Origin of the sequence: Pseudorhodoferax sp. Leaf265 (genome assembly GCF_001422365.1) — a bacterium.
GTDB lineage: Bacteria > Pseudomonadota > Gammaproteobacteria > Burkholderiales > Burkholderiaceae_C > Pseudorhodoferax.
Genome location: NZ_LMMT01000012.1, coordinates 290672 through 307825 on the forward strand (window position 1 = coordinate 290672; position 17154 = coordinate 307825).

Annotated in this window: 16 protein-coding genes; 8 read left to right on the plus strand and 8 right to left on the minus strand. The window is 70.2% G+C overall.

Features of this window, described 5'->3' with window-relative positions:
- Window positions 1-29: 29 nt before the first annotated feature.
- From ASF45_RS13225 to ASF45_RS13235, 3 genes are all read left to right on the plus strand, one after another.
- Entirely contained in the window at window positions 30-236 is a 207-nt protein-coding gene (locus tag ASF45_RS13225; protein WP_056662692.1) for a DUF3820 family protein, read from the plus strand.
- 119 nt (window positions 237-355) lie between these two features.
- Window positions 356-649 (plus strand): hypothetical protein, encoded by a 294-nt coding sequence (locus ASF45_RS36435; RefSeq protein ID WP_056662694.1) that lies wholly within the window; start codon window positions 356-358, stop codon window positions 647-649.
- Window positions 646-1578 carry a glutaminase gene (locus ASF45_RS13235; protein ID WP_056662697.1) on the plus strand — a complete coding sequence of 311 codons (933 nt, stop codon included), beginning with the start codon at window positions 646-648 and terminating at the stop codon, window positions 1576-1578. The genes ASF45_RS36435 and ASF45_RS13235 overlap by 4 nt, the downstream gene beginning before the upstream one ends.
- A 3-nt stretch (window positions 1579-1581) precedes the next feature.
- Here the strand turns inward: ASF45_RS13235 and ASF45_RS13240 are convergent, their stop codons facing one another.
- The 7 genes from ASF45_RS13240 to ASF45_RS13265 form a co-directional block, all read right to left on the minus strand.
- Window positions 1582-2724 carry an alanine racemase gene (locus ASF45_RS13240; protein ID WP_056662699.1) on the minus strand — a complete coding sequence of 381 codons (1143 nt, stop codon included), beginning with the start codon at window positions 2722-2724 and terminating at the stop codon, window positions 1582-1584.
- Window positions 2721-3698 (minus strand): threo-3-hydroxy-L-aspartate ammonia-lyase, encoded by a 978-nt coding sequence (locus ASF45_RS13245; protein WP_056662703.1) that lies wholly within the window; start codon window positions 3696-3698, stop codon window positions 2721-2723. Before ASF45_RS13245 ends, ASF45_RS13240 begins: the two co-directional genes overlap by 4 nt.
- Before the next feature lie 30 nt (window positions 3699-3728).
- Window positions 3729-4685, minus strand: a complete 957-nt coding sequence (locus ASF45_RS13250; protein ID WP_056662706.1) for an ornithine cyclodeaminase family protein — start codon at window positions 4683-4685, stop codon at window positions 3729-3731.
- Entirely contained in the window at window positions 4675-5316 is a 642-nt protein-coding gene (locus ASF45_RS13255; RefSeq protein ID WP_056662709.1) for a transcriptional regulator, read from the minus strand. Before ASF45_RS13255 ends, ASF45_RS13250 begins: the two co-directional genes overlap by 11 nt.
- A 41-nt stretch (window positions 5317-5357) precedes the next feature.
- Window positions 5358-6272 (minus strand): LysR family transcriptional regulator, encoded by a 915-nt coding sequence (locus ASF45_RS13260; protein WP_056662712.1) that lies wholly within the window; start codon window positions 6270-6272, stop codon window positions 5358-5360.
- 133 nt (window positions 6273-6405) lie between these two features.
- Window positions 6406-6540, minus strand: coding sequence for a hypothetical protein (locus ASF45_RS36835; RefSeq protein ID WP_255357792.1), 135 nt, complete (start codon window positions 6538-6540; stop codon window positions 6406-6408).
- Window positions 6541-6613: 73 nt separating this feature from the next.
- The gene (locus ASF45_RS13265) at window positions 6614-7528 is read right to left on the minus strand and encodes a LysR family transcriptional regulator (RefSeq protein ID WP_056662715.1); all 915 of its coding nucleotides are present in this window, start codon (window positions 7526-7528) and stop codon (window positions 6614-6616) included.
- 210 nt (window positions 7529-7738) lie between these two features.
- Here ASF45_RS13265 and ASF45_RS13270 point away from each other — a divergent pair, with 210 nt between their 5' ends.
- The 4 genes from ASF45_RS13270 (at window position 7739) to ASF45_RS13285 (ending at window position 14747) form a co-directional block, all read left to right on the plus strand.
- A complete protein-coding gene (locus tag ASF45_RS13270; protein WP_056662718.1) occupies window positions 7739-8611 on the plus strand; it encodes an alpha/beta hydrolase in 873 nt (290 codons plus the stop codon).
- 115 nt (window positions 8612-8726) lie between these two features.
- Entirely contained in the window at window positions 8727-10001 is a 1275-nt protein-coding gene (locus tag ASF45_RS13275) for an efflux RND transporter periplasmic adaptor subunit (RefSeq protein WP_082550989.1), read from the plus strand.
- Between the two features lie 76 nt (window positions 10002-10077).
- On the plus strand, window positions 10078-13323 hold the full coding sequence (locus tag ASF45_RS13280; protein ID WP_056662720.1) for an efflux RND transporter permease subunit: 3246 nt from the start codon (window positions 10078-10080) through the stop codon (window positions 13321-13323).
- An 11-nt stretch (window positions 13324-13334) separates the two neighbouring features.
- Complete coding sequence (locus ASF45_RS13285; protein WP_056662722.1) at window positions 13335-14747, plus strand: efflux transporter outer membrane subunit; 1413 nt, start codon at window positions 13335-13337, stop codon at window positions 14745-14747.
- 263 nt (window positions 14748-15010) lie between these two features.
- Here the strand turns inward: ASF45_RS13285 and ASF45_RS13290 are convergent, their stop codons facing one another.
- Window positions 15011-15412 carry a hypothetical protein gene (locus ASF45_RS13290; RefSeq protein ID WP_235580904.1) on the minus strand — a complete coding sequence of 134 codons (402 nt, stop codon included), beginning with the start codon at window positions 15410-15412 and terminating at the stop codon, window positions 15011-15013.
- 218 nt (window positions 15413-15630) lie between these two features.
- Here ASF45_RS13290 and ASF45_RS13295 point away from each other — a divergent pair, with 218 nt between their 5' ends.
- Window positions 15631-17148: an amidohydrolase family protein gene (locus ASF45_RS13295; protein ID WP_056662729.1), complete on the plus strand. Its 1518-nt coding sequence runs from the start codon at window positions 15631-15633 to the stop codon at window positions 17146-17148.
- Window positions 17149-17154: the final 6 nt, after the last annotated feature.

Genomic DNA, 17154 nt, shown 5'->3' on the forward strand with positions numbered 1-17154 from the left:
TGCGAGCCGCATTGCACCGAGAACACCGCATGAACCCCGAAGACCTGCAGCGCCTGACCACCCTGGCCATGCCGTATGGCCGCTACAAGGGCACCGTGATCGCCGACCTGCCCGGCAACTACCTGGCCTGGTTCGCGCGCGAGGGCTTTCCCAAGGGCGAGCTCGGCCGGCTGCTGGCGCTGATGCTGGAGATCGACCACAACGGCCTGGGGCATCTGCTCAAGCCCTTGCGCTGAGACGCTGCCCACGCATTTTTTTTCGATCCCCCGGCGTGAGCCGGTCCCGTGCTTGCTAGCATGCACGCAACCCACATCAGCCGCGCCCACCCACCGCGCAAGCGACGGAGACTGTTTCCATGCCATTGCCCGCACTCAGATCCCTGGCCCTGTCGGTGCAGGAGTACCGCAGCGGCGAGTACCGCTGGGTCGTCCTGGAGCGCTTCGCGGACGACGAGCCCTTCGAAGTGCTGCTGGCGGCCGAAGAGAGCTCCGCCACCTACGGCGACGCATGGGCGAACGGCACAGCCGTGCTCAGCGCGCTGGCCGACGACAACATGGCCATCGGCCCCCGCGTGAACGAGGAAGAGCAGCCCGTGTTCGTGCAGACCGACCGCCCCGGTCTTTACGAGTTGCGCGACGACGACAAGTGAGCGCGGGCCCCGCGTTCCAGCCCGTGCTGGAAGGGATCGTCGCGGCGCTGGCCGAATTGCGCGGTGCCGAAGGCCAGGTCGCCAGCTACATCCCGGCGTTGGCCCGCGTCGATGCCCGGCACTTCGGCGTGGCCCTGGTCACGGCCGACGGCCAGGAGGCGGTGGCCGGCGACGGCGCACTGCCGTTCTCCATCCAGAGCATCTCCAAGGTCTTCACGCTGACGCTGGCCATGCAGCACCTGGGCGAGTCGCTGTGGGAGCGCATCGGCCGCGAGCCCTCGGGCAGCGCCTTCAACTCCCTGGTGCAGCTGGAGTTCGAGCAGGGCCGGCCGCGCAACCCCTTCATCAATGCCGGCGCCATCGCTGTGGCCGACCGGCTGGTCACGCTGTTCGGCAGCCAGGCCAAGGCCGAGCTGCTGGCGCTCATGACGGCACTGGCGGGCGAGCCCATCGCCTTCGACGAGGAGGTGGCGGCGTCGGAGGCCGCCACCGGGTTCCGCAACCTCGCGCTGGCCAATTTCATGAAGAGCTTCGGCAAGCTCGACAACCCGGTCGAGCAGGTGCTGGACCTGTACTTCCACCAGTGCGCGCTGCGCATGAGCTGCCTGCAGCTGGCGCGCGCGGCCGCCTACCTGAGCCGCGACGGCCATCATCCGCTGTGGGCCGGGCGCGCCGTCTGCACCGAGCGCCAGACGCGGCGCATCAACGCGCTGATGCTGACCTGCGGCACCTACGACGCGGCCGGCGAGTTCGCCTACCGCATTGGCCTGCCCTGCAAGAGCGGCGTGGGCGGCGGCATCGTGGCCGTGGTGCCGGACCGGCTCACGTTGGCGGTGTGGTCGCCCGCGCTGGATGCGACCGGCAACTCGGCGCTGGGGCGCCAGGCGCTGGAGATGTTCGTGGGCCGGACCGGGTTGTCGGTCTTCTGAACCTCACCAGCCGCTGAAGCGCGGCCAGGTCTGCAGCGCGCCGCCATCGGCTGGCACCAGTTGGTAGGCCGCATGCTGCGCACCCGTCGCGCAGGCATGGTTGGGGTAGACGCGCAGCTGGCTGCCGAGCGGAAAGCGCTGCTCCAGGTTCGCGCCGCTCGCGCCCTTCCACTGCAGCACGCCATGCTCCTGGTTGGCCTCGCCGAAGCCCAGCTCGGCGATGGGCTGGCCTTGCAGGTCGGCCACGAGGCCGTAGCCGTGGTCGTGCGTCTGCCTGGCCGTGCCGCGGTCGCGGCTCATGGCCATCCAGCCCGCGTCGGTGATGATCCAGCCGGCCTCGGGCCGGTGGCCGATCACGGTGGCCAGCACCGACAGTGCGATCTCGTCCACGCCGCAGACGCCGACACCGGCCATCACGAGGTCGAAGAACACGTAGACGCCGGCACGCACCTCGGTCACGCCGTCGAGCCGGCGCGCGTGCAGCGCGGTGGGCGTGGAGCCCACGCTGACCACGGGGCAGGCGTGGCCGGCGGCGCGCAGGCGCTCGGCCGCGCGCACGCAGCCGGCGCGTTCCTGCTCGGCCATGGCCTCCAGCGCTGCGGGCGTGTTCAGACCGTAGGAGCTGCCGGCATGGGTCAGCACGCCGGCCAGTTCTGCGCCGTCGTCCACCAGCGCGGCGGCCACGGCCAGCAGCCGTGCGTCCTCGGGCGGGATGCCGCTGCGGTGGCCATCGGTGTCGACCTCGATCAGCACGCGGTGGCTGTGGCCGTTCGTCCGCCCGTGCGCGGCCAGCTGCTCGGCGGCCGTGACCGATTCGACCAGCAGCGTGAGCCGGCAGCCCGCGCGCACCAGACGCAGCGCGTGGTCGAACTTGGACGGCACGATGGCCACGGCGTACAGGATGTCGTCGACACCGGCGGCGAAGAACTGCTCGGCCTCCTTGAGCGTGGAGACCGTGATGCCCTGTGCGCCGGCCGCGAGCTGGCGGCGCACCACCTCGGCGCACTTGCTGGTCTTGGCGTGCGGGCGAAAGCGCACGCCCAGCGCGTCCATGCGCTGCTGCATGCGCGCGATGTTGTGCTGCATGCGGGCTTCGTCGAGCAGCAGCAGCGGGGTTTCCAGCGCTGCGAGGTCGGCGGAGTTCATGCGGCTTGCGCGCCCAGCAGTTCGCACAGCCGCGCGAGGTCCACGTTGCCGCCGCTCAGCAGCACGCCGATGCGCTGGCCGCGCAGCGCGCTGGCCTCGCGGCGCACGGCCGCCAGGCCCAGGCAGCCGGTCGGCTCGACGACGATCTTCATGCGCGCAGCGGCGAAGGCCATGGCGTCCACGAGCTCGGCGTCGCTGGCGGTCTGCACGTCGTCCACATCGCGGCGGATCACGCCGAAGGTGTAGTTCCCCAGGTGCTGGGTCTGCGCACCGTCCGCAATCGTCTTGGGTACGTCGATGTGCACGATCTTCCCGCTGCGGAACGACTGCTGGCCGTCGTTGCCGGCCTCGGGCTCCACGCCCACGATGCGCGTCTTGGGCGACAGCGCGCGCAGCGCCAGTGCCGAGCCCGACAACAGGCCGCCGCCGCCCAGCGGCGCGTAGAAGGCGTCGAGCGGGCCGACCTCTTCGATGAGTTCCTTGGCCGCGGTGCCCTGGCCGGCGATCACGTCGGGATGGTCGTAGGGCGGGATCAGCGTGAAGCCGTGTTTCTGGGCGAGCTCGCGGCCGATCTGCTCGCGGTCCTCGGTGTAGCGGTCGTAGCTGACCACGGTGGCGCCGTAGCCCTTGGTGGCGGCGACCTTCATGGCCGGTGCGTCGCTGGGCATGACGATGGTCGCCGGAATCCCGAGGATGCGCGCTGACAGTGCGATGGCCTGGGCATGGTTGCCCGAGGAGAAGGCCACGACGCCGGCACGGCGCTGGGCCGCGTCGAACTTGGACAAGGCATTGAAGCCACCGCGGAACTTGAAGGCGCCCATGCGCTGCAGGTTCTCGCACTTGAAGAACACTTCGGCGCCGATGGCCTCGTTGAGCGTGCGCGAGGTCATCACGGGCGTGCGGTGGGCATGGCCCTCGATGCGGCGTGCGGCGGCGGCCACGTCTTCGTAGGTCGGCAGGGTCAGATCGTTCATGGCGGTGGAAGGGGCGGGTGGAGAAAGGGGTTACCAGGGCCAGGCGATGTCCAGGCCCAGGCCCTGGGCCTGGGCGCGGGCCAACACCAGGCGCGCGACGGCCAGGTCCTGCAGCGCCAGGCCGGTCAGGTCGAACACGGTGATGGCCTCGGGGGCACGGGCGGCGCCGTCGAGCTCGCCGATTTCGGTGCAGGGCAGGTCGGGCGCCCATTGCGCCTCGCCGAGTTGGCGCGCCTGGGTGCGGTCGTCGACCACGAGCCTGGCGCGTGCGAGCAGGCCATCGGGCAGTTCGCGCTTGCCGCGTGTGTCGGCGCCGACGGCGTTGATGTGCGTGCCGGGGCGCACGGCGCCCGGGCCGAAGAGGGCGCCGGCGCCGGGCGTGGCGGTGATGACGACGTCGCTGGCGGCCACGGCGGTGTCGGCATCGGGCGCGAACCGCAGCGCGCACCGGTCCGCGAAGGCGGCCTCGAAGGCCGCGTCGGGCTGGCCGCGGTGCGTGCAGTAGCGCACCTGCTCCAGCGCAGGCAGCACGCGCAGCGCTTCGGCCAGGTGGGCGCGGGCCTGCACGCCGGTGCCGAACAGGCACAGCGCGCGGCTCTCGGGCCGGGCCAGGCGCTGCAGGCCGATGGCGCCGGCGGCGGCCGTGCGTGCGCTGGTGATCGCATTGCCGTCCAGCACGCCGAGCGGCCGGCCCGTGGCCGGGTCGTGCAGCACGATGGTGGCCTGGTGCGGCTCGCCGCCCTGGCCGCGGTTGGCCGGCCAGAAGCCTGCTGCCTTGTAGCCCAGCAGCGCCTGGCTTGGCACGGCGCCCGACTTGATGCCGAACACGCCGCCTGCCAGCTGCTCGCGCACCACGGGAAAGGTGCGGCCCTCGCCGCGGCTGTGCAGCACGAAGGCCTCGGCCACGGCCGCGCGCACGGCGGCAGGCTCCAGCAGCGTGGCCACGGTCGGGCCGTCGAGCAGGCGCATGCGGGCTTCAGCGCGCATCGCTGTACACCGTGGCGCGCGACACACCCAGGTGGGCGGCGACGGTCTGCATGGCATGGCGCAACTGCAGCAGGCCCTCGGCCTTGAGCTCCTGCAGCAGCGCGCGGCGTTCGTCGGCCTTGAGTGCGCGCGGCGTGCTCGCGCGCGCGGCGGCGTAGCGGTCGATGCGCGCGCGGATCGCGTCGGCGCCGGCCGGGTCCAGCGACTCGGCCGGTGCGGCCTGGGCGTCGACCTGCACGAACTGGCCCATGGCGCTCTGCAGGCTCTTGAACAGGGTCAAGTCCACGTTCAGGCACAGGGCGGCGACGTAGCGGCCCTCGGCGTCCTTGATGCCGATCGACGTGCTCTTGGCCTGGCGCCCGTCGGCGAAGCGGTTGGCGTAGTTGGCCAGCACCGGCGCGTAGGCCGGGTCGGCGATGCGGGCCAGGCCCAGCTCGGTGGCCGGGTCGCCGACGGCGCGGCCCGACAGGTTGTTGTGGATCGCGGCGATCGCATGACCGGGGTCCAGCAGGTCGTGCACCACGACCTCACAGAACGGCGCGAAGGTCTCGCCCAGGCCCTGGGCGATGTGCTCGAGCTGGCCCAGCAGGGCGCGCTGGGCAGCGGTTCTGGACGGTTTGGCGGTCGGCATCTGGATATTTTGTCCAGATGTAGACGTTTTGTCCAGATTCTTCAGCGCGCCTGCAGGTAGGGCGTGCGCGCGAGCAGCTCGGTCGCCCAGTCCACGAAGGCGCGCACCTTGGCGGACAGGTGGCGGTTGGGCGGGTAGACCACATGCAGCGGAATGGGCGGGTGGCTCCAGTCGGGCAGCACACGCACCAGCGTGCCGTTGTCCAGGTGGTGCTGCAGGCCGAAACGCGCGACCTGCGTGATGCCCAGGCCGGCCAGCACGGCCGTGGTCAGCGCGTTGCTTTCGTTCACAGCGAGCTGGTAGGTCCCGAGGATCTCGAGCTGCTCCCCGCCCTGCACGAACAGATGCGGGAACTGCCGGCCGGTGCGCGAGGAGAAGTAGTTGATGAGGCGGTGGCCCTTCTCCAGTTCGCTCGGGTGGGCCGGCGTGCCGTGCTGGGCCAGGTAGCCCGGCGTGGCCACGGTGATGAGTTCCACGCCGCCGATGCGCCGCGCCACCAGCGACTGCTCGGTGAGTTCGCCGCCGCGGATCACGCAGTCCACGTTATCGGCGATGAGATCGACCGGGCGGTCGCTGACGCCCAGGTCGAGCTGGATGTCGGGAAAGCGCTCGAAGAAGGTGTGCAGCTGCGGGATCACGAGCAGCCGCGCGATGGAGGCGCCCACGTCCACGCGCAGCCGCCCGCTCGGACGCGACTGGGCACTGCTCATGCTGGCTTCGATGTCGTCGAAATCCGACAGCAGGCGCACCGTGCGCTCGTAGTAGGCCGCGCCGTCGGGCGTGACGGTCACGCGGCGCGTGGTGCGGTTGAGCAGCTTGACGCGCAGCCGCGCCTCCAGGTACTGGATCTGCTTGGTGACGGTGCCCTTGGGAATGTCGAGCGACTCGGCCGCCTTGGTGAAGCTGCCGGCCTCGACGACGCGCGTGAACATGCGCATGGACTGGATCTGGTCCATCAAAAGCGCTCCAGGTCGGCGCGGCGCGCGCGGTGGCCGCGGTGCAGAGGGTGGACCTCCGAGGCAATCATGTGGTTCTCCATGGGTGGATTGCGATAAGGGCCGCAGTCTCCAAGCTCACATCTTGGGAAGGTCAAGTCGGCAGGCCGATGACCCTCTTGGCTGGAGCGGCGCGGGACATGCTGCCGCCCACAGACCGGATCTGCGTGCCGAAGCGGCCAGCCTCGACGACGCGCGCGACCATGCGCATGGAATGGATCTGGTCCATTCGTCTTTCCTGTGCTGTTGGGGTGCCCGCGGGTGCGGTGGGGGCGCGACTGTAGCGGGAACGCGCGATCCTGTCAGCGGACCTGCATGTAAGGGTTCTGGGCGAACAGCTCGGCTGCCCAGTCGACGAAGGCGCGTACCTTGGCCGAGAGGTGGCGGTTGGGCGGGTAGACCACGTAGAAGGGCAGGGTGCGGCGCTTCCAGTCCGGCAGGATCTGCACCAATGCGCCGCTCTCGATGTGCGGTTTCACGTCGAAGCGGGTCAGCGCCACGATGCCCAGGCCGGCCAGCGCGGCCTCGGACAGCGCGTTGCTCTCGTTCACGGCCAGCTGGTAGCGGCCCGTGATCTCGTGGCTCTCGCCGTTGCACTCGAAGGAGTGGGTGTACTGGCGCCCCGTGCGCGAGGAGAAGAAGCTGACCATGGTGTGCTGGTGCGCCAGCTCGGTCGGGTGCGCCGGCGTGCCGTGGCGCGCCAGGTAGGCCGGCGAGGCCACGGTCACGAAGTCGATGTTGCCGATGCGCCGCGCCACCAGCGACTGCTCGGTCAGCTCGCCGCCGCGGATCACGCAGTCCACGTTGTCGGCGATCAGGTCGACCGGCCGGTCGCTGACGCCCAGGTCGAGCTGGATGTCGGGGTAGCGCTCGAAGAAACCCTGCAGCGCCGGGATCACGAGCAGCCGCGCCACCGAGGCGCCGATGTCCACGCGCAGCCGGCCGCTGGGCCGGGCCTGGGCGTTGCTCATGCTGGCCTCGATGTCGTCCAGGTCCGAGAGCAGCCGCAGCGTGCGCTCGTAGTAGGCCGCGCCGTCGGCGGTCACGGTCACACGGCGCGTGGTGCGGTTCAGCAGCCGCACGCGCAGCCGCGTCTCCAATGCCTGGATCTGCTTGGTGACCGTGCCCTTGGGCACATCCAGCGACTCGGCCGCCTTCGTGAAACTGCCTGCTTCCACGACGCGCGTGAACGTCCGCATCGACTGGATCTGGTCCATTGGCTTCCTTCTTGCTTCTAGTTGGGGTTCAGTAGATACCCGTAGGTCCAAAAGGTTCTGCCGCCCTGTCCCCTGTCATTCTCGGGACATTGTTGGCGGCTCGGAAACAGTGAAGCGGTGTGTTGCACATTTATCCGACACAGCGACGGCTCTACATTAACCAGCATCGTCAACCTGAGTCCTCTCTCTACGCTGTTCCAGGAGCCTGCCATGTCCGCCGCCACCGCCACCCCGTCGACCACCGCTGCCCCGCAGGGCAACGGCTTTGCGAGCTGGCGCGAGACCGTGGTCGAGCTCAAGGGCCTGGAGCCCGTGCCCGCCCGGATCTACGGGGAGAAGAAGCGCGGCCAGGCGGCACCGCTCGTGGTGCATTACCACGGCGGCGCCTTCACGGCCGGTGGGCTGGACTGCGGCGTCAAGCTGGCCAGCATGCTGGCCGAGGCCGGCGCCATCGTCGTCTCCATCGCCTATCCGCTGGCGCCCGCCCATCCGTTCCCGCAGGCGCTGGACGTGGGCTACGGCGTGCTCGAGTGGGCCTGGAAGCAGCGAGCCAAGCTGGCCGGCACCGGCGCCCCGGTGTTCCTGGCCGGCGAGGAAGCCGGCGGCAACCTGGCCGCGGCCACCGCCTTGATCGCGCGCGACCGTGCCCATCCGCCGCTGGCCGGCCAGGTGCTGGTCTCGCCCATGCTGGACCCCTGCACGGGCATGGCCTCGGTGCGTGAATTCAACTGCACCGAGACCCAGGGCAAGTGGGCCGAGGGCTGGCGCAACTACCTGCGCTGCCCGCAGGACGCCACCCACCCCTACGCCGTGCCGGGCGGTTCGCTGCGGCTGGCGGGCATTGCGCCCACGCTGGTGCTGACCTCCAGCGACGACCCGATGCGCGACGAGGCCCGTGCCTATGCCGAGAAGCTGCGCGCCGCCGGTGTCGCCGTCGATTTCGAGATGCTGACCCCGGCCACGGGTTGGCCCAACACCTTGCTGGCCAGCGAGCCCATGGAGTGCGCCTGCGCCGCCATGGTGCGTCCGCGCCTGGAGGGCTTCTTCGCCGCACACCTGCCGGCGAAGAAGAGCACCGAGTAGCCGTCCGCCCCTTCTCCCACGGGGAGGGGCCTTCTTTCCGATCCGCCTGGACCGGCCGCCGCAGAACGGCCGGAGAGGTTTTGTTGTTCTCGTTTTCTTGTTCGAGGGAGTAGCCATGTCCGATCCGACCAACGATCCGTTTGCCGATCCGTATTCCGCACGCCGTCCGCGGCGCAACCGCCTGCTGGCCGTGGGCACCGCGCTGGTGCTGGCCATGGCCGCCGCCGGCCTGGGCTTCATGCTGCAGTCGCCCCAGGTGCATGCCGACGCGCTGCCGGCCGCGCCCCAGGCCACGCCGGTCTCGGTTGCCACCGTGACGCAGTCCGATGTCGCCACCTGGGACGAGTTCTCGGGCCGGCTCGAGGCCGTGGAGCGTGTCGACCTGCGCTCGCGCGTCGCCGGCACCGTGCTGTCGGTGCACTTCCGCGAAGGCGCACTCGTGAAGAAGGGCGACCTGCTCGTCACCATCGACCCGGCTTCGTACGCGGCCGATGTCGAGCGTGCCGAAGCCCAGGTGGTGGCCGCCGAAGCGCGCCAGTCCTTCACCCGCGGCGAACTCGACCGGGCCCAGCGCCTGCTGGACGAACGTGCCATCGCCCAGCGCGAGCACGACGAACGCGCCAACGCCCACCGCGAGGCCCAGGCCAACCTGCGCGCCGCCCAGGCCGCGCTGCAATCGGCCCGGCTCAACCTGTCGTGGACGCAGGTGCGCGCGCCGGTCGCCGGCCGTGCCGGCAAGGTCGAGGTCACGGTGGGCAACCTGGTGTCGGCCGGTGCCGGCGCACCGGTGCTGACCACGCTGGTCTCGGTCAGCCCGATCTACGCCAGCTTCGACGCCGACGAGCAGGTCGTCACGCGGGCGCTGCGCGACCTGCCCGGCGGCGGCGCGCGCACGCAGGTCGACCGCATCCCGGTGCAGATGGGCACGGCGGCGGACGATGCCACGCCGCTGGTCGGCCGCCTGCAGTGGGTCGACAACCAGGTCGACGCCAAGAGCGGCACGGTGCGCGTGCGCGCCCAGTTCGACAACAAGGACGGCGCGCTGATGCCCGGCCAGTTCGCGCGGCTGCGCATGGGCCAGGTCAAGACCGCGCCCGCGTTGCTGGTCAATGAACGCGCGGTCGGCACCGACCAGGATAAGAAGTTCGTGTTCGTGGTCGACGCCGACAACAAGGCGCAGTGGCGGCAAGTGCAGCTGGGTGCCAGCGCGAACGGCCTGCGCATCGTGACGCAGGGCCTGCAACCGGGCGAGCGGGTGGTCGTCAACGGCCTGCAGCGCGTGCGCCCCGGCGCGGTGCTGGACCCGCAACCGGTGGCCATGGACGCCCGGCCGCAAGGCCCGGGGCAGCAGGCCAAGGCGGCCGACACCGCCGCGGCGCCCAAGTCCTGATTCCCTAGCCCATCCGAATCCAGCCACACCATGCCTGCCGGCGCCCAGCGCGCCGGTGGCAGGGGGGACCTTTGCCATGAACCTCTCCAAATTCTTCATCGACCGGCCGATCTTTGCCGGTGTGCTGTCGGTGCTGATCTTCCTCGCCGGCTTGATCGCCATGCGCGCGCTGCCGATCTCCGAGTACCCCGAGGTCGCGCCGCCGCAGGTGGTGGTGCGCGCCAACTACCCCGGCGCCAACCCCAAGGTGATCGCCGAGACCGTGGCCACGCCGCTGGAAGAACAGATCAACGGCGTCGAAGGCATGCTCTACATGGGCAGCCAGGCCACCACCGACGGCGTGATGACGCTGACCGTGACCTTCAAGCTCGGCACCGACCCCGACAAGGCCCAGCAGCTGGTGCAGAACCGGGTTTCGCAGGCCGAGCCGCGCCTGCCCGAGGAGGTGCGCCGCCTGGGCATCACCACGGTCAAGAGCGCTCCCGACCTGACCATGGTGGTGCACCTGGTCTCGCCGAACGACCGCTACGACATGAACTACCTGCGCAACTACGCGGTGCTCAACGTGAAGGACCGCCTCGCACGCATCCAGGGCGTGGGCCAGGTGCAGATCTTCGGCGGCGGCGACTATGCGATGCGTGTCTGGCTGGATCCGCAGAAGGTGGCGCAGCGCGGCCTGTCGGCCAGCGATGTGGTGGCGGCGATCCGCGGCCAGAACATCCAGGCCGCGGCCGGCGTGGTGGGCGCGTCGCCCGGCCTGGCCGGCGTGGACATGCAGTTGTCCATCAACGCCCAGGGCCGCCTGCAGAGCGAAGAGGAGTTCGGCGACATCATCGTCAAGAGCGGCACCGACGGCGCCGTGACCCGCTTGCGTGACATCGGCCGCCTGGAAATGGGCGCGGCCGACTACTCGCTGCGCTCGCTGCTGAACAACGACGCGGCCGTCGGCATGGGCGTGTTCCAGTCGCCCGGCTCGAACTCCCTGGACATCTCGCGCGACGTGCGTGCCACCATGGCCGAACTGGCCAAGAGCATGCCCGAGGGCGTGGAGTTCCGCATCGCCTACGACCCCACGCAGTTCGTGCGGGCATCGATCGAGTCGGTGATCCACACGCTGCTGGAAGCCATCGCCCTGGTGGTGCTGGTGGTGATCCTGTTCCTGCAGACCTGGCGCGCCTCCATCATCCCGCTGCTGGCCGTGCCGGTGTCGGTGGTGGGCACCTTCGCGGTGCTGCACATCCTCGGTTTCTCGATCAACGCGCTCTCCTTGTTCGGCCTGGTGCTGGCCATCGGCATCGTGGTGGACGACGCCATCGTGGTCGTGGAGAACGTGGAGCGCAACATCGAGGCGGGCCTGTCGCCGCGCGAAGCCACCTACCGCGCCATGCGCGAGGTGTCGGGCCCCATCATCGCCATCGCGCTGGTGCTGGTGGCCGTGTTCGTGCCGCTGGCCTTCATCAGCGGGCTCACGGGCCAGTTCTACAAGCAGTTCGCGGTGACGATTGCGATCTCCACCGTGATCTCGGCGATCAACTCGCTGACCTTGTCGCCCGCGCTCGCCGCCTTGCTGCTCAAGAGCCACGACGCGCCCAAGGACGCGCTGACACGCTTCATGGACAAGACGCTGGGCTGGCTGTTCCGCGGCTTCAACAGGTTCTTCCACCGCGGCTCCGAGGCCTACAGCGGCGGCGTCAAGCGCGTCATCGGGCGCAAGGCGCTGATGATGGTGGTCTACCTCGCGCTGATCGGCGTGACCTTCGGCTTGTTCAAGGCCATCCCCGGCGGTTTCGTGCCGGCGCAGGACAAGCAGTACCTGATCGGCTTCGCCCAGCTGCCCGACGGCGCCACGCTGGACCGCACCGAGGACGTGATCAAGCGCATGGGCGAGATCGTCAAGCAGAACCCGAACGTGGAAGACGCCATCGCCTTCCCCGGCCTGTCGATCAACGGCTTCACCAACAGCTCGAACTCGGGCATCGTGTTCGCCACGCTCAAGCCCTTCGCCGAGCGCAAGCGCGCCGACCAGAGCGGCGGTGCCGTGGCCGGCCAGCTGAACCAGGCCTTCGGTGCGATCCAGGACGCCTTCATCGTGATGTTCCCGCCGCCACCCGTGGCCGGCCTCGGAACCACCGGCGGCTTCAAGCTGCAGCTGGAAGACCGTGGCGGCCTGGGCTACGACGAGATGGACAAGGCCGTCAAAGCCTTCATGGCCAAGGCCTACCAGACGCCCGAGCTGGCCGGCATGTTCACCAGCTGGCAGGTCAACGTGCCGCAGCTGTACGCCGACATCGACCGCACCAAGGCGCGCCAGCTCGGTGTGCCGGTGACCGACATCTTCGACACCATGCAGATCTACCTGGGCAGCCTGTACGCCAACGACTTCAACAAGTTCGGCCGCACCTACAGCGTGCGCGTGCAGGCGGATGCGCCCTACCGCGCCCGCGCCGAAGACGTGGGCCTGCTCAAGGTGCGCTCGTCCTCGGGCGAGATGGTGCCGCTGTCGGCCCTGATGAAGGTGAATTCGAGCTTCGGTCCGGAACGCGCCATGCGCTACAACGGTTACCTGTCGGCCGACATCAACGGCGGCGCAGCACCGGGCTTCTCCTCGGGCCAGGCGCAGGACGCGATCGAACGCATCGCGGCCGAGACGCTGCCCAAGGGCGTGAGCTACGAATGGACCGAGCTGACCTACCAGGAGATCCTGGCCGGCAACTCCGCCTTCCTGGTGTTCCCGCTGGCGATCCTGCTGGTGTTCCTGGTGCTGGCTGCGCAGTACGAAAGCCTGACGCTGCCGCTGTCCATCATCCTGATCGTGCCCATGGGCATCCTGGCGGCGATGACCGGCGTCTGGATCGACGGCGGGGACAACAACGTGTTCACCCAGATCGGGCTCATCGTGCTGGTGGGGCTCTCGGCGAAGAACGCGATCCTGATCGTGGAGTTCGCGCGCGAGCTGGAGTTCGGCGGGCGCACGCCGGTGCAGGCCGCCATCGAGGCCAGCCGGCTGCGGCTGCGCCCGATCCTGATGACCTCGCTGGCCTTCATCATGGGCGTGCTGCCCCTGGTGCTGTCCACCGGCGCCGGCGCCGAGATGCGCTCGGCCATGGGCGTGGCGGTGTTCGCCGGGATGATCGGCGTGACGGCCTTCGGCCTGTTCCTGACCCCGGTGTTCTACGTGCTGATGCGCCGCCTGGCCGGCAACCGGCCGCTGGTGCAGCACGGCGAGGTGCATGTGCCGGTCGTGGCATCGGCCCCGGCCCACGGTGCGGGCGGTGGCTCCATCCAGCCGCTGCCGGCCGCGCCGCGCCACCCCATCGAGTGAGGAGAAGAACCATGCGACTGAACGCCATCGTCACCCCCCTGCTGGCCGCGCTGATCCTGGCCGGCTGTGCCAGCGGCCCGCTGCCGGCCACCCCGGCCGAGCACGCACTGCCGGCCGTGCCCACCGCCTTCAAGGAAGGCAACGCACGCTTCGCCACCGTCGCCCCGGCCGAACAGGCCGAGCGCGGCGCCTGGTGGCTGGCCTTCAACGACCCGGTGCTGAACGACCTGGTCGAACGCGCCGGCGCCCGCAACACCAGCGTGCAGGAGGCCGCCGCGCGGCTGGCCCAGGCGCGCGCGCTGCTGCGCAGCGCCGAGGCCGACCGTGCGCCGCAGATCGGCATCGGCGCCGGCGCCCAGCGCGGCGCCGGGGCCGACACCGCGCAGGGCAGCCAGCCGGCCAGCGTGCTGACGGCCAAGGCGAATTTCTCCTACGAGCTGGACCTGTTCGGCCGCCTGGCGCAGGCGCGCGATGCGGCTGGCCTGGATGCGGATGCGCGCGCCGCGCTGCTGCAGAGCACGCGCCTGCTGGTGCAGGCCCAGACCGCGCAGACCTACCTCCTGCTCCGCGCGCTGGACGATGAACGCGCGCTGGTGCGCCAGACCGTGGCCGCCTACGACGACACGCTGCGCCTGACGCAGCGCCGCTACGACGCGGGCGACGTGGCCGAGCTCGACCTCGTGCGCGTGCAGGGCGAGGTGGCTGCCAACGAGGCCGAGGCGCTGGCGCTGGACCGCAGCCGTGCCGAGACGGAGCATGCGCTGGCCGTGCTGGTCGGCGAGGCCGCCTCCAGTTTCGCGCTGGCACCGCAGGACTGGCGCAGCGCGCTGCCGCAGATCCCGGCCGGCGTGCCGGCCGCGGTGCTCGCGCGCCGGCCCGATGTGTCGGCCGCGCAGCTGAGCCTGCAGGCCGCCCAGGCCCGCGTGGGCGTGGCGCGCACGGCCTGGTTTCCCGACATCGCGCTGACCGGTTCGGGTGGCTTCGCCTCCACCGACCTCGGCGACCTGTTCAAGTGGTCGGCCCGGTCGTGGGGCATCGGCGCGTTGTTGTCCTTGCCGATCTTCGACGGTGGCCGCCGCGAGGCCAACCTGCAGAACGCGGCCGCGCAGCTGGACGTGGCCGCCGCTGGCTACCGCTCCCAGGTGCTGGGTGCCTTCCGCGATGTGGAGGACCAGCTGGCCGCGCTGCGCCTGCTCGACGCGCAATCGCAGGCCCAGGGCCGCGCCGTGACCGCGGCGACGCGCGCCTCCGCGCTGTCGGAGACGCGCTACCGCAATGGCCTCGTGAGCCAGATCGAGCTGCTGGACGCGCGCCGCAGCGAGCTGCGCAACCGGCGCCAGGCGCTGCAGGTCAGGTCGGCGCAGTACCAGGCCACCGTGGGCCTGGTGCGCGCGCTGGGCGGTGGCTGGGAGCGCGGCGCCTGAGCCCCGGCTGGCTGGTGCGGCCGACGCAAAGGCCGCACCGCCAACAGGGCCTCAAATGAGAGTGCTTCTCAATTGATGTATAGTTGATCCCATCGGAAGTGCAGTGCAGCACTGCAGGCATTTCCACCGGTTTCATCGTGGGGCGACCCGAGACTTCGGTCTCCAAGGTCGTTTTTGCTAGCCAACTCTTCAGGCCAGCCAAGCATTTTTTCCACGCATGACACAGGCCGCGCCAGGCGGCCGGTGCAGCCCGGTACCCCTGTCTAGCGCATATTGCGGAACTGCCGCGGGTCCATGCCGATCTCGGTGCGCCGCACCCGGCCGGCCGGATCGAAGTAGACATAGAACATCTGGTCCACCATGCCGCCGCGCCAGCGGTAGGTCCAGACCGGTCCGTCCCAGCGCCCGACCTGCCCCACGTAGCCCGGCGGGCCGAACTCGCGGTCGATGTCGGCCTGGGTCCAGCTGCCGTCCAGCGGGATGCGCGCGAAGTCGTTCTCGTTGAGCACCTGGCGCGCCTGCAGCACGCGGCCTGCGGCGTCGATGTCCACCATCACCACCTCCTGGCCCTGGGGCTGGAAGCTGTACTGCAGCCGCTCGCCCTGGGCCAGCGGCACGACACGCGTGGGCTGGCCCCAGCGCGACAGCACCTCGGCACGGGGCATGCCGGGCTTCAGACTCTCGACGGTGCCGCAGGCAACGAGCAGGGCGGCGAGAAGGGCGGCGAGTAGGGGGGCGCTCCAGCGCAAAAGGGGGTGGGCCATGGTGCCGCGCAGCTTACGTCTTATCCGTTCTGCACGCATGCACATGCGAAAGCCTTCGTTTGCACGGGGCGGGCCGGCTTCGAAGATGCGCGGACCGATTCCATCCAAGGAGCACCCGCGTGAACACCCGCCTGAACCCCGCCAAGGCTTCGCGTTCGGCCGCCGTCAAGGCGCGGCTGGACCATCCCGTCATCGACACCGACGTGCATGTGAACGACTACGCGCCGGTGCTGGAGGACTACATCGCCCAGTACGGCGGCCCCAAGCTGGTCGATGCGCTGCGCAAGGCCCTGGGCGGGCGCTTCGTCACGCGCGACGGCGGCGGCAAGGACTGGTACCAGCAAAGCGCCGAGGAACGCGCCCACCACCGCACGCTGCGCGCACCCTGGTGGGCCCGCGTCACGCGCAACACCTACGACCTGGCCACCTACACCATCCCCGCGCTGCTGTACGAGCGCCTGGCCGAGCAGGGCTCGGACTACTCGGTGCTGTTCCCCAACGACGTGCTGTCGCCGGCCGCGGCCGGCAGCGAGTACCGCCAGCCCTTGCACCGCGCGCTGAACCACTTCCACGCCGACCAGTACCGCGCCTACGCCGACCGGCTCACGCCCGTGGCCGGCATCCCGATGCACAACCCCAAGGAAGCCATCGAGGAGCTGGAGTTCGCCATCAAGACGCTGGGCCTGAAGGTGGCCAACATCCCGGGCGGCGTGCGCCGGCCGATCCCGGCGATGGCCGAGAAGTACCCGGCCAAGGACCACCCCGAGATCGCCAAGCACGCGACCTACACCGACTTCTACGGCATCGACAGCCCGCACGACTACGACCCGTTCTGGGCCAAGGTGGTCGAGCTCGGCGTGCCCGTGACCACGCACTACGGCAGCCAGGGCTGGACCGGCCGGCATTCCACCAGCAACTACATGTTCAACCACATCGGCCACTTCGCCGATGGCTCGCAGGCGTTCGCCAAGGCGCTGTTCTTCGGCGGCGTCACGCGGCGCTTCCCGGGCCTGCGCGTGGCGCTGTTGGAGGGCGGGGCCGACTGGGGCTCGCACGTGTTCACCCACCTGGTGGACCGCTGGGAGAAGCGCAACCGCAATGCCGTGCGCAACTACGACCCGGCCGCCGTCGACGTCGACCTGCTGGCCGCGCTGTTCGACCAGCACGGCGTCGATCTGCTGCAGGGCCGCGCGGTGGACAAGGCCACGCTGGTGCGCGACAGCCTGGGTATCTCGGCCTTGCCGCACAGCCGCGAGCCGAACGACAGCGAGATCGACGACTTCGCGCTGGCCGGCATCGAGAGCGTGGACGACATCCGCGCGCGCTGGGTCGATCCGTTCTTCTTCGGCTCGGAGGCCGACGACCGCACCGTGGCCGCCGCCTTCAACCACCGCGTGCACCCGGGCGGCGTGAAGATCAACGCGATCTGGTCGTCCGACGTGGGCCACTGGGACGTGCCCGAGTTCACCGAGCCTCTGGCCGAGACCTGGGACCTCGTGGAGCAGGGCGTGCTCTCGGCGCAGGACTTCCGCGCCTTCACCTTCGGCAACCCGCTGCGCTTTTACACCGAGGCCAATCCGCACTTCTTCGACGGCACGGCCGTGGGCCGCCAGCTGGGCCTCGCGTCTGCCACCTGAACCGTT

What these genes read in the sequence shown, in the direction of transcription:
- ASF45_RS13250 (WP_056662706.1), bottom strand. Translation starts at nt 4,685, where the DNA reads ATGCGCGCTGAAGCCCGCATGCGCCTGCTCGACGGCCCGACCGTGGCC.
- ASF45_RS13265 (WP_056662715.1), bottom strand. Translation starts at nt 7,528, where the DNA reads ATGGACCAGATCCAGTCGATGCGGACGTTCACGCGCGTCGTGGAAGCA.
- ASF45_RS13255 (WP_056662709.1), bottom strand. Translation starts at nt 5,316, where the DNA reads ATGCCGACCGCCAAACCGTCCAGAACCGCTGCCCAGCGCGCCCTGCTG.
- ASF45_RS36435 (WP_056662694.1), top strand. Translation starts at nt 356, where the DNA reads ATGCCATTGCCCGCACTCAGATCCCTGGCCCTGTCGGTGCAGGAGTAC.
- ASF45_RS13270 (WP_056662718.1), top strand. Translation starts at nt 7,739, where the DNA reads ATGTCCGCCGCCACCGCCACCCCGTCGACCACCGCTGCCCCGCAGGGC.
- ASF45_RS13280 (WP_056662720.1), top strand. Translation starts at nt 10,078, where the DNA reads ATGAACCTCTCCAAATTCTTCATCGACCGGCCGATCTTTGCCGGTGTG.
- ASF45_RS13290 (WP_235580904.1), bottom strand. Translation starts at nt 15,412, where the DNA reads ATGCCCCGTGCCGAGGTGCTGTCGCGCTGGGGCCAGCCCACGCGTGTC.
- ASF45_RS36835 (WP_255357792.1), bottom strand. Translation starts at nt 6,540, where the DNA reads ATGGACCAGATCCATTCCATGCGCATGGTCGCGCGCGTCGTCGAGGCT.
- ASF45_RS13260 (WP_056662712.1), bottom strand. Translation starts at nt 6,272, where the DNA reads ATGGACCAGATCCAGTCCATGCGCATGTTCACGCGCGTCGTCGAGGCC.
- ASF45_RS13285 (WP_056662722.1), top strand. Translation starts at nt 13,335, where the DNA reads ATGCGACTGAACGCCATCGTCACCCCCCTGCTGGCCGCGCTGATCCTG.
- ASF45_RS13245 (WP_056662703.1), bottom strand. Translation starts at nt 3,698, where the DNA reads ATGAACGATCTGACCCTGCCGACCTACGAAGACGTGGCCGCCGCCGCA.
- ASF45_RS13225 (WP_056662692.1), top strand. Translation starts at nt 30, where the DNA reads ATGAACCCCGAAGACCTGCAGCGCCTGACCACCCTGGCCATGCCGTAT.
- ASF45_RS13240 (WP_056662699.1), bottom strand. Translation starts at nt 2,724, where the DNA reads ATGAACTCCGCCGACCTCGCAGCGCTGGAAACCCCGCTGCTGCTGCTC.
- ASF45_RS13275 (WP_082550989.1), top strand. Translation starts at nt 8,727, where the DNA reads ATGTCCGATCCGACCAACGATCCGTTTGCCGATCCGTATTCCGCACGC.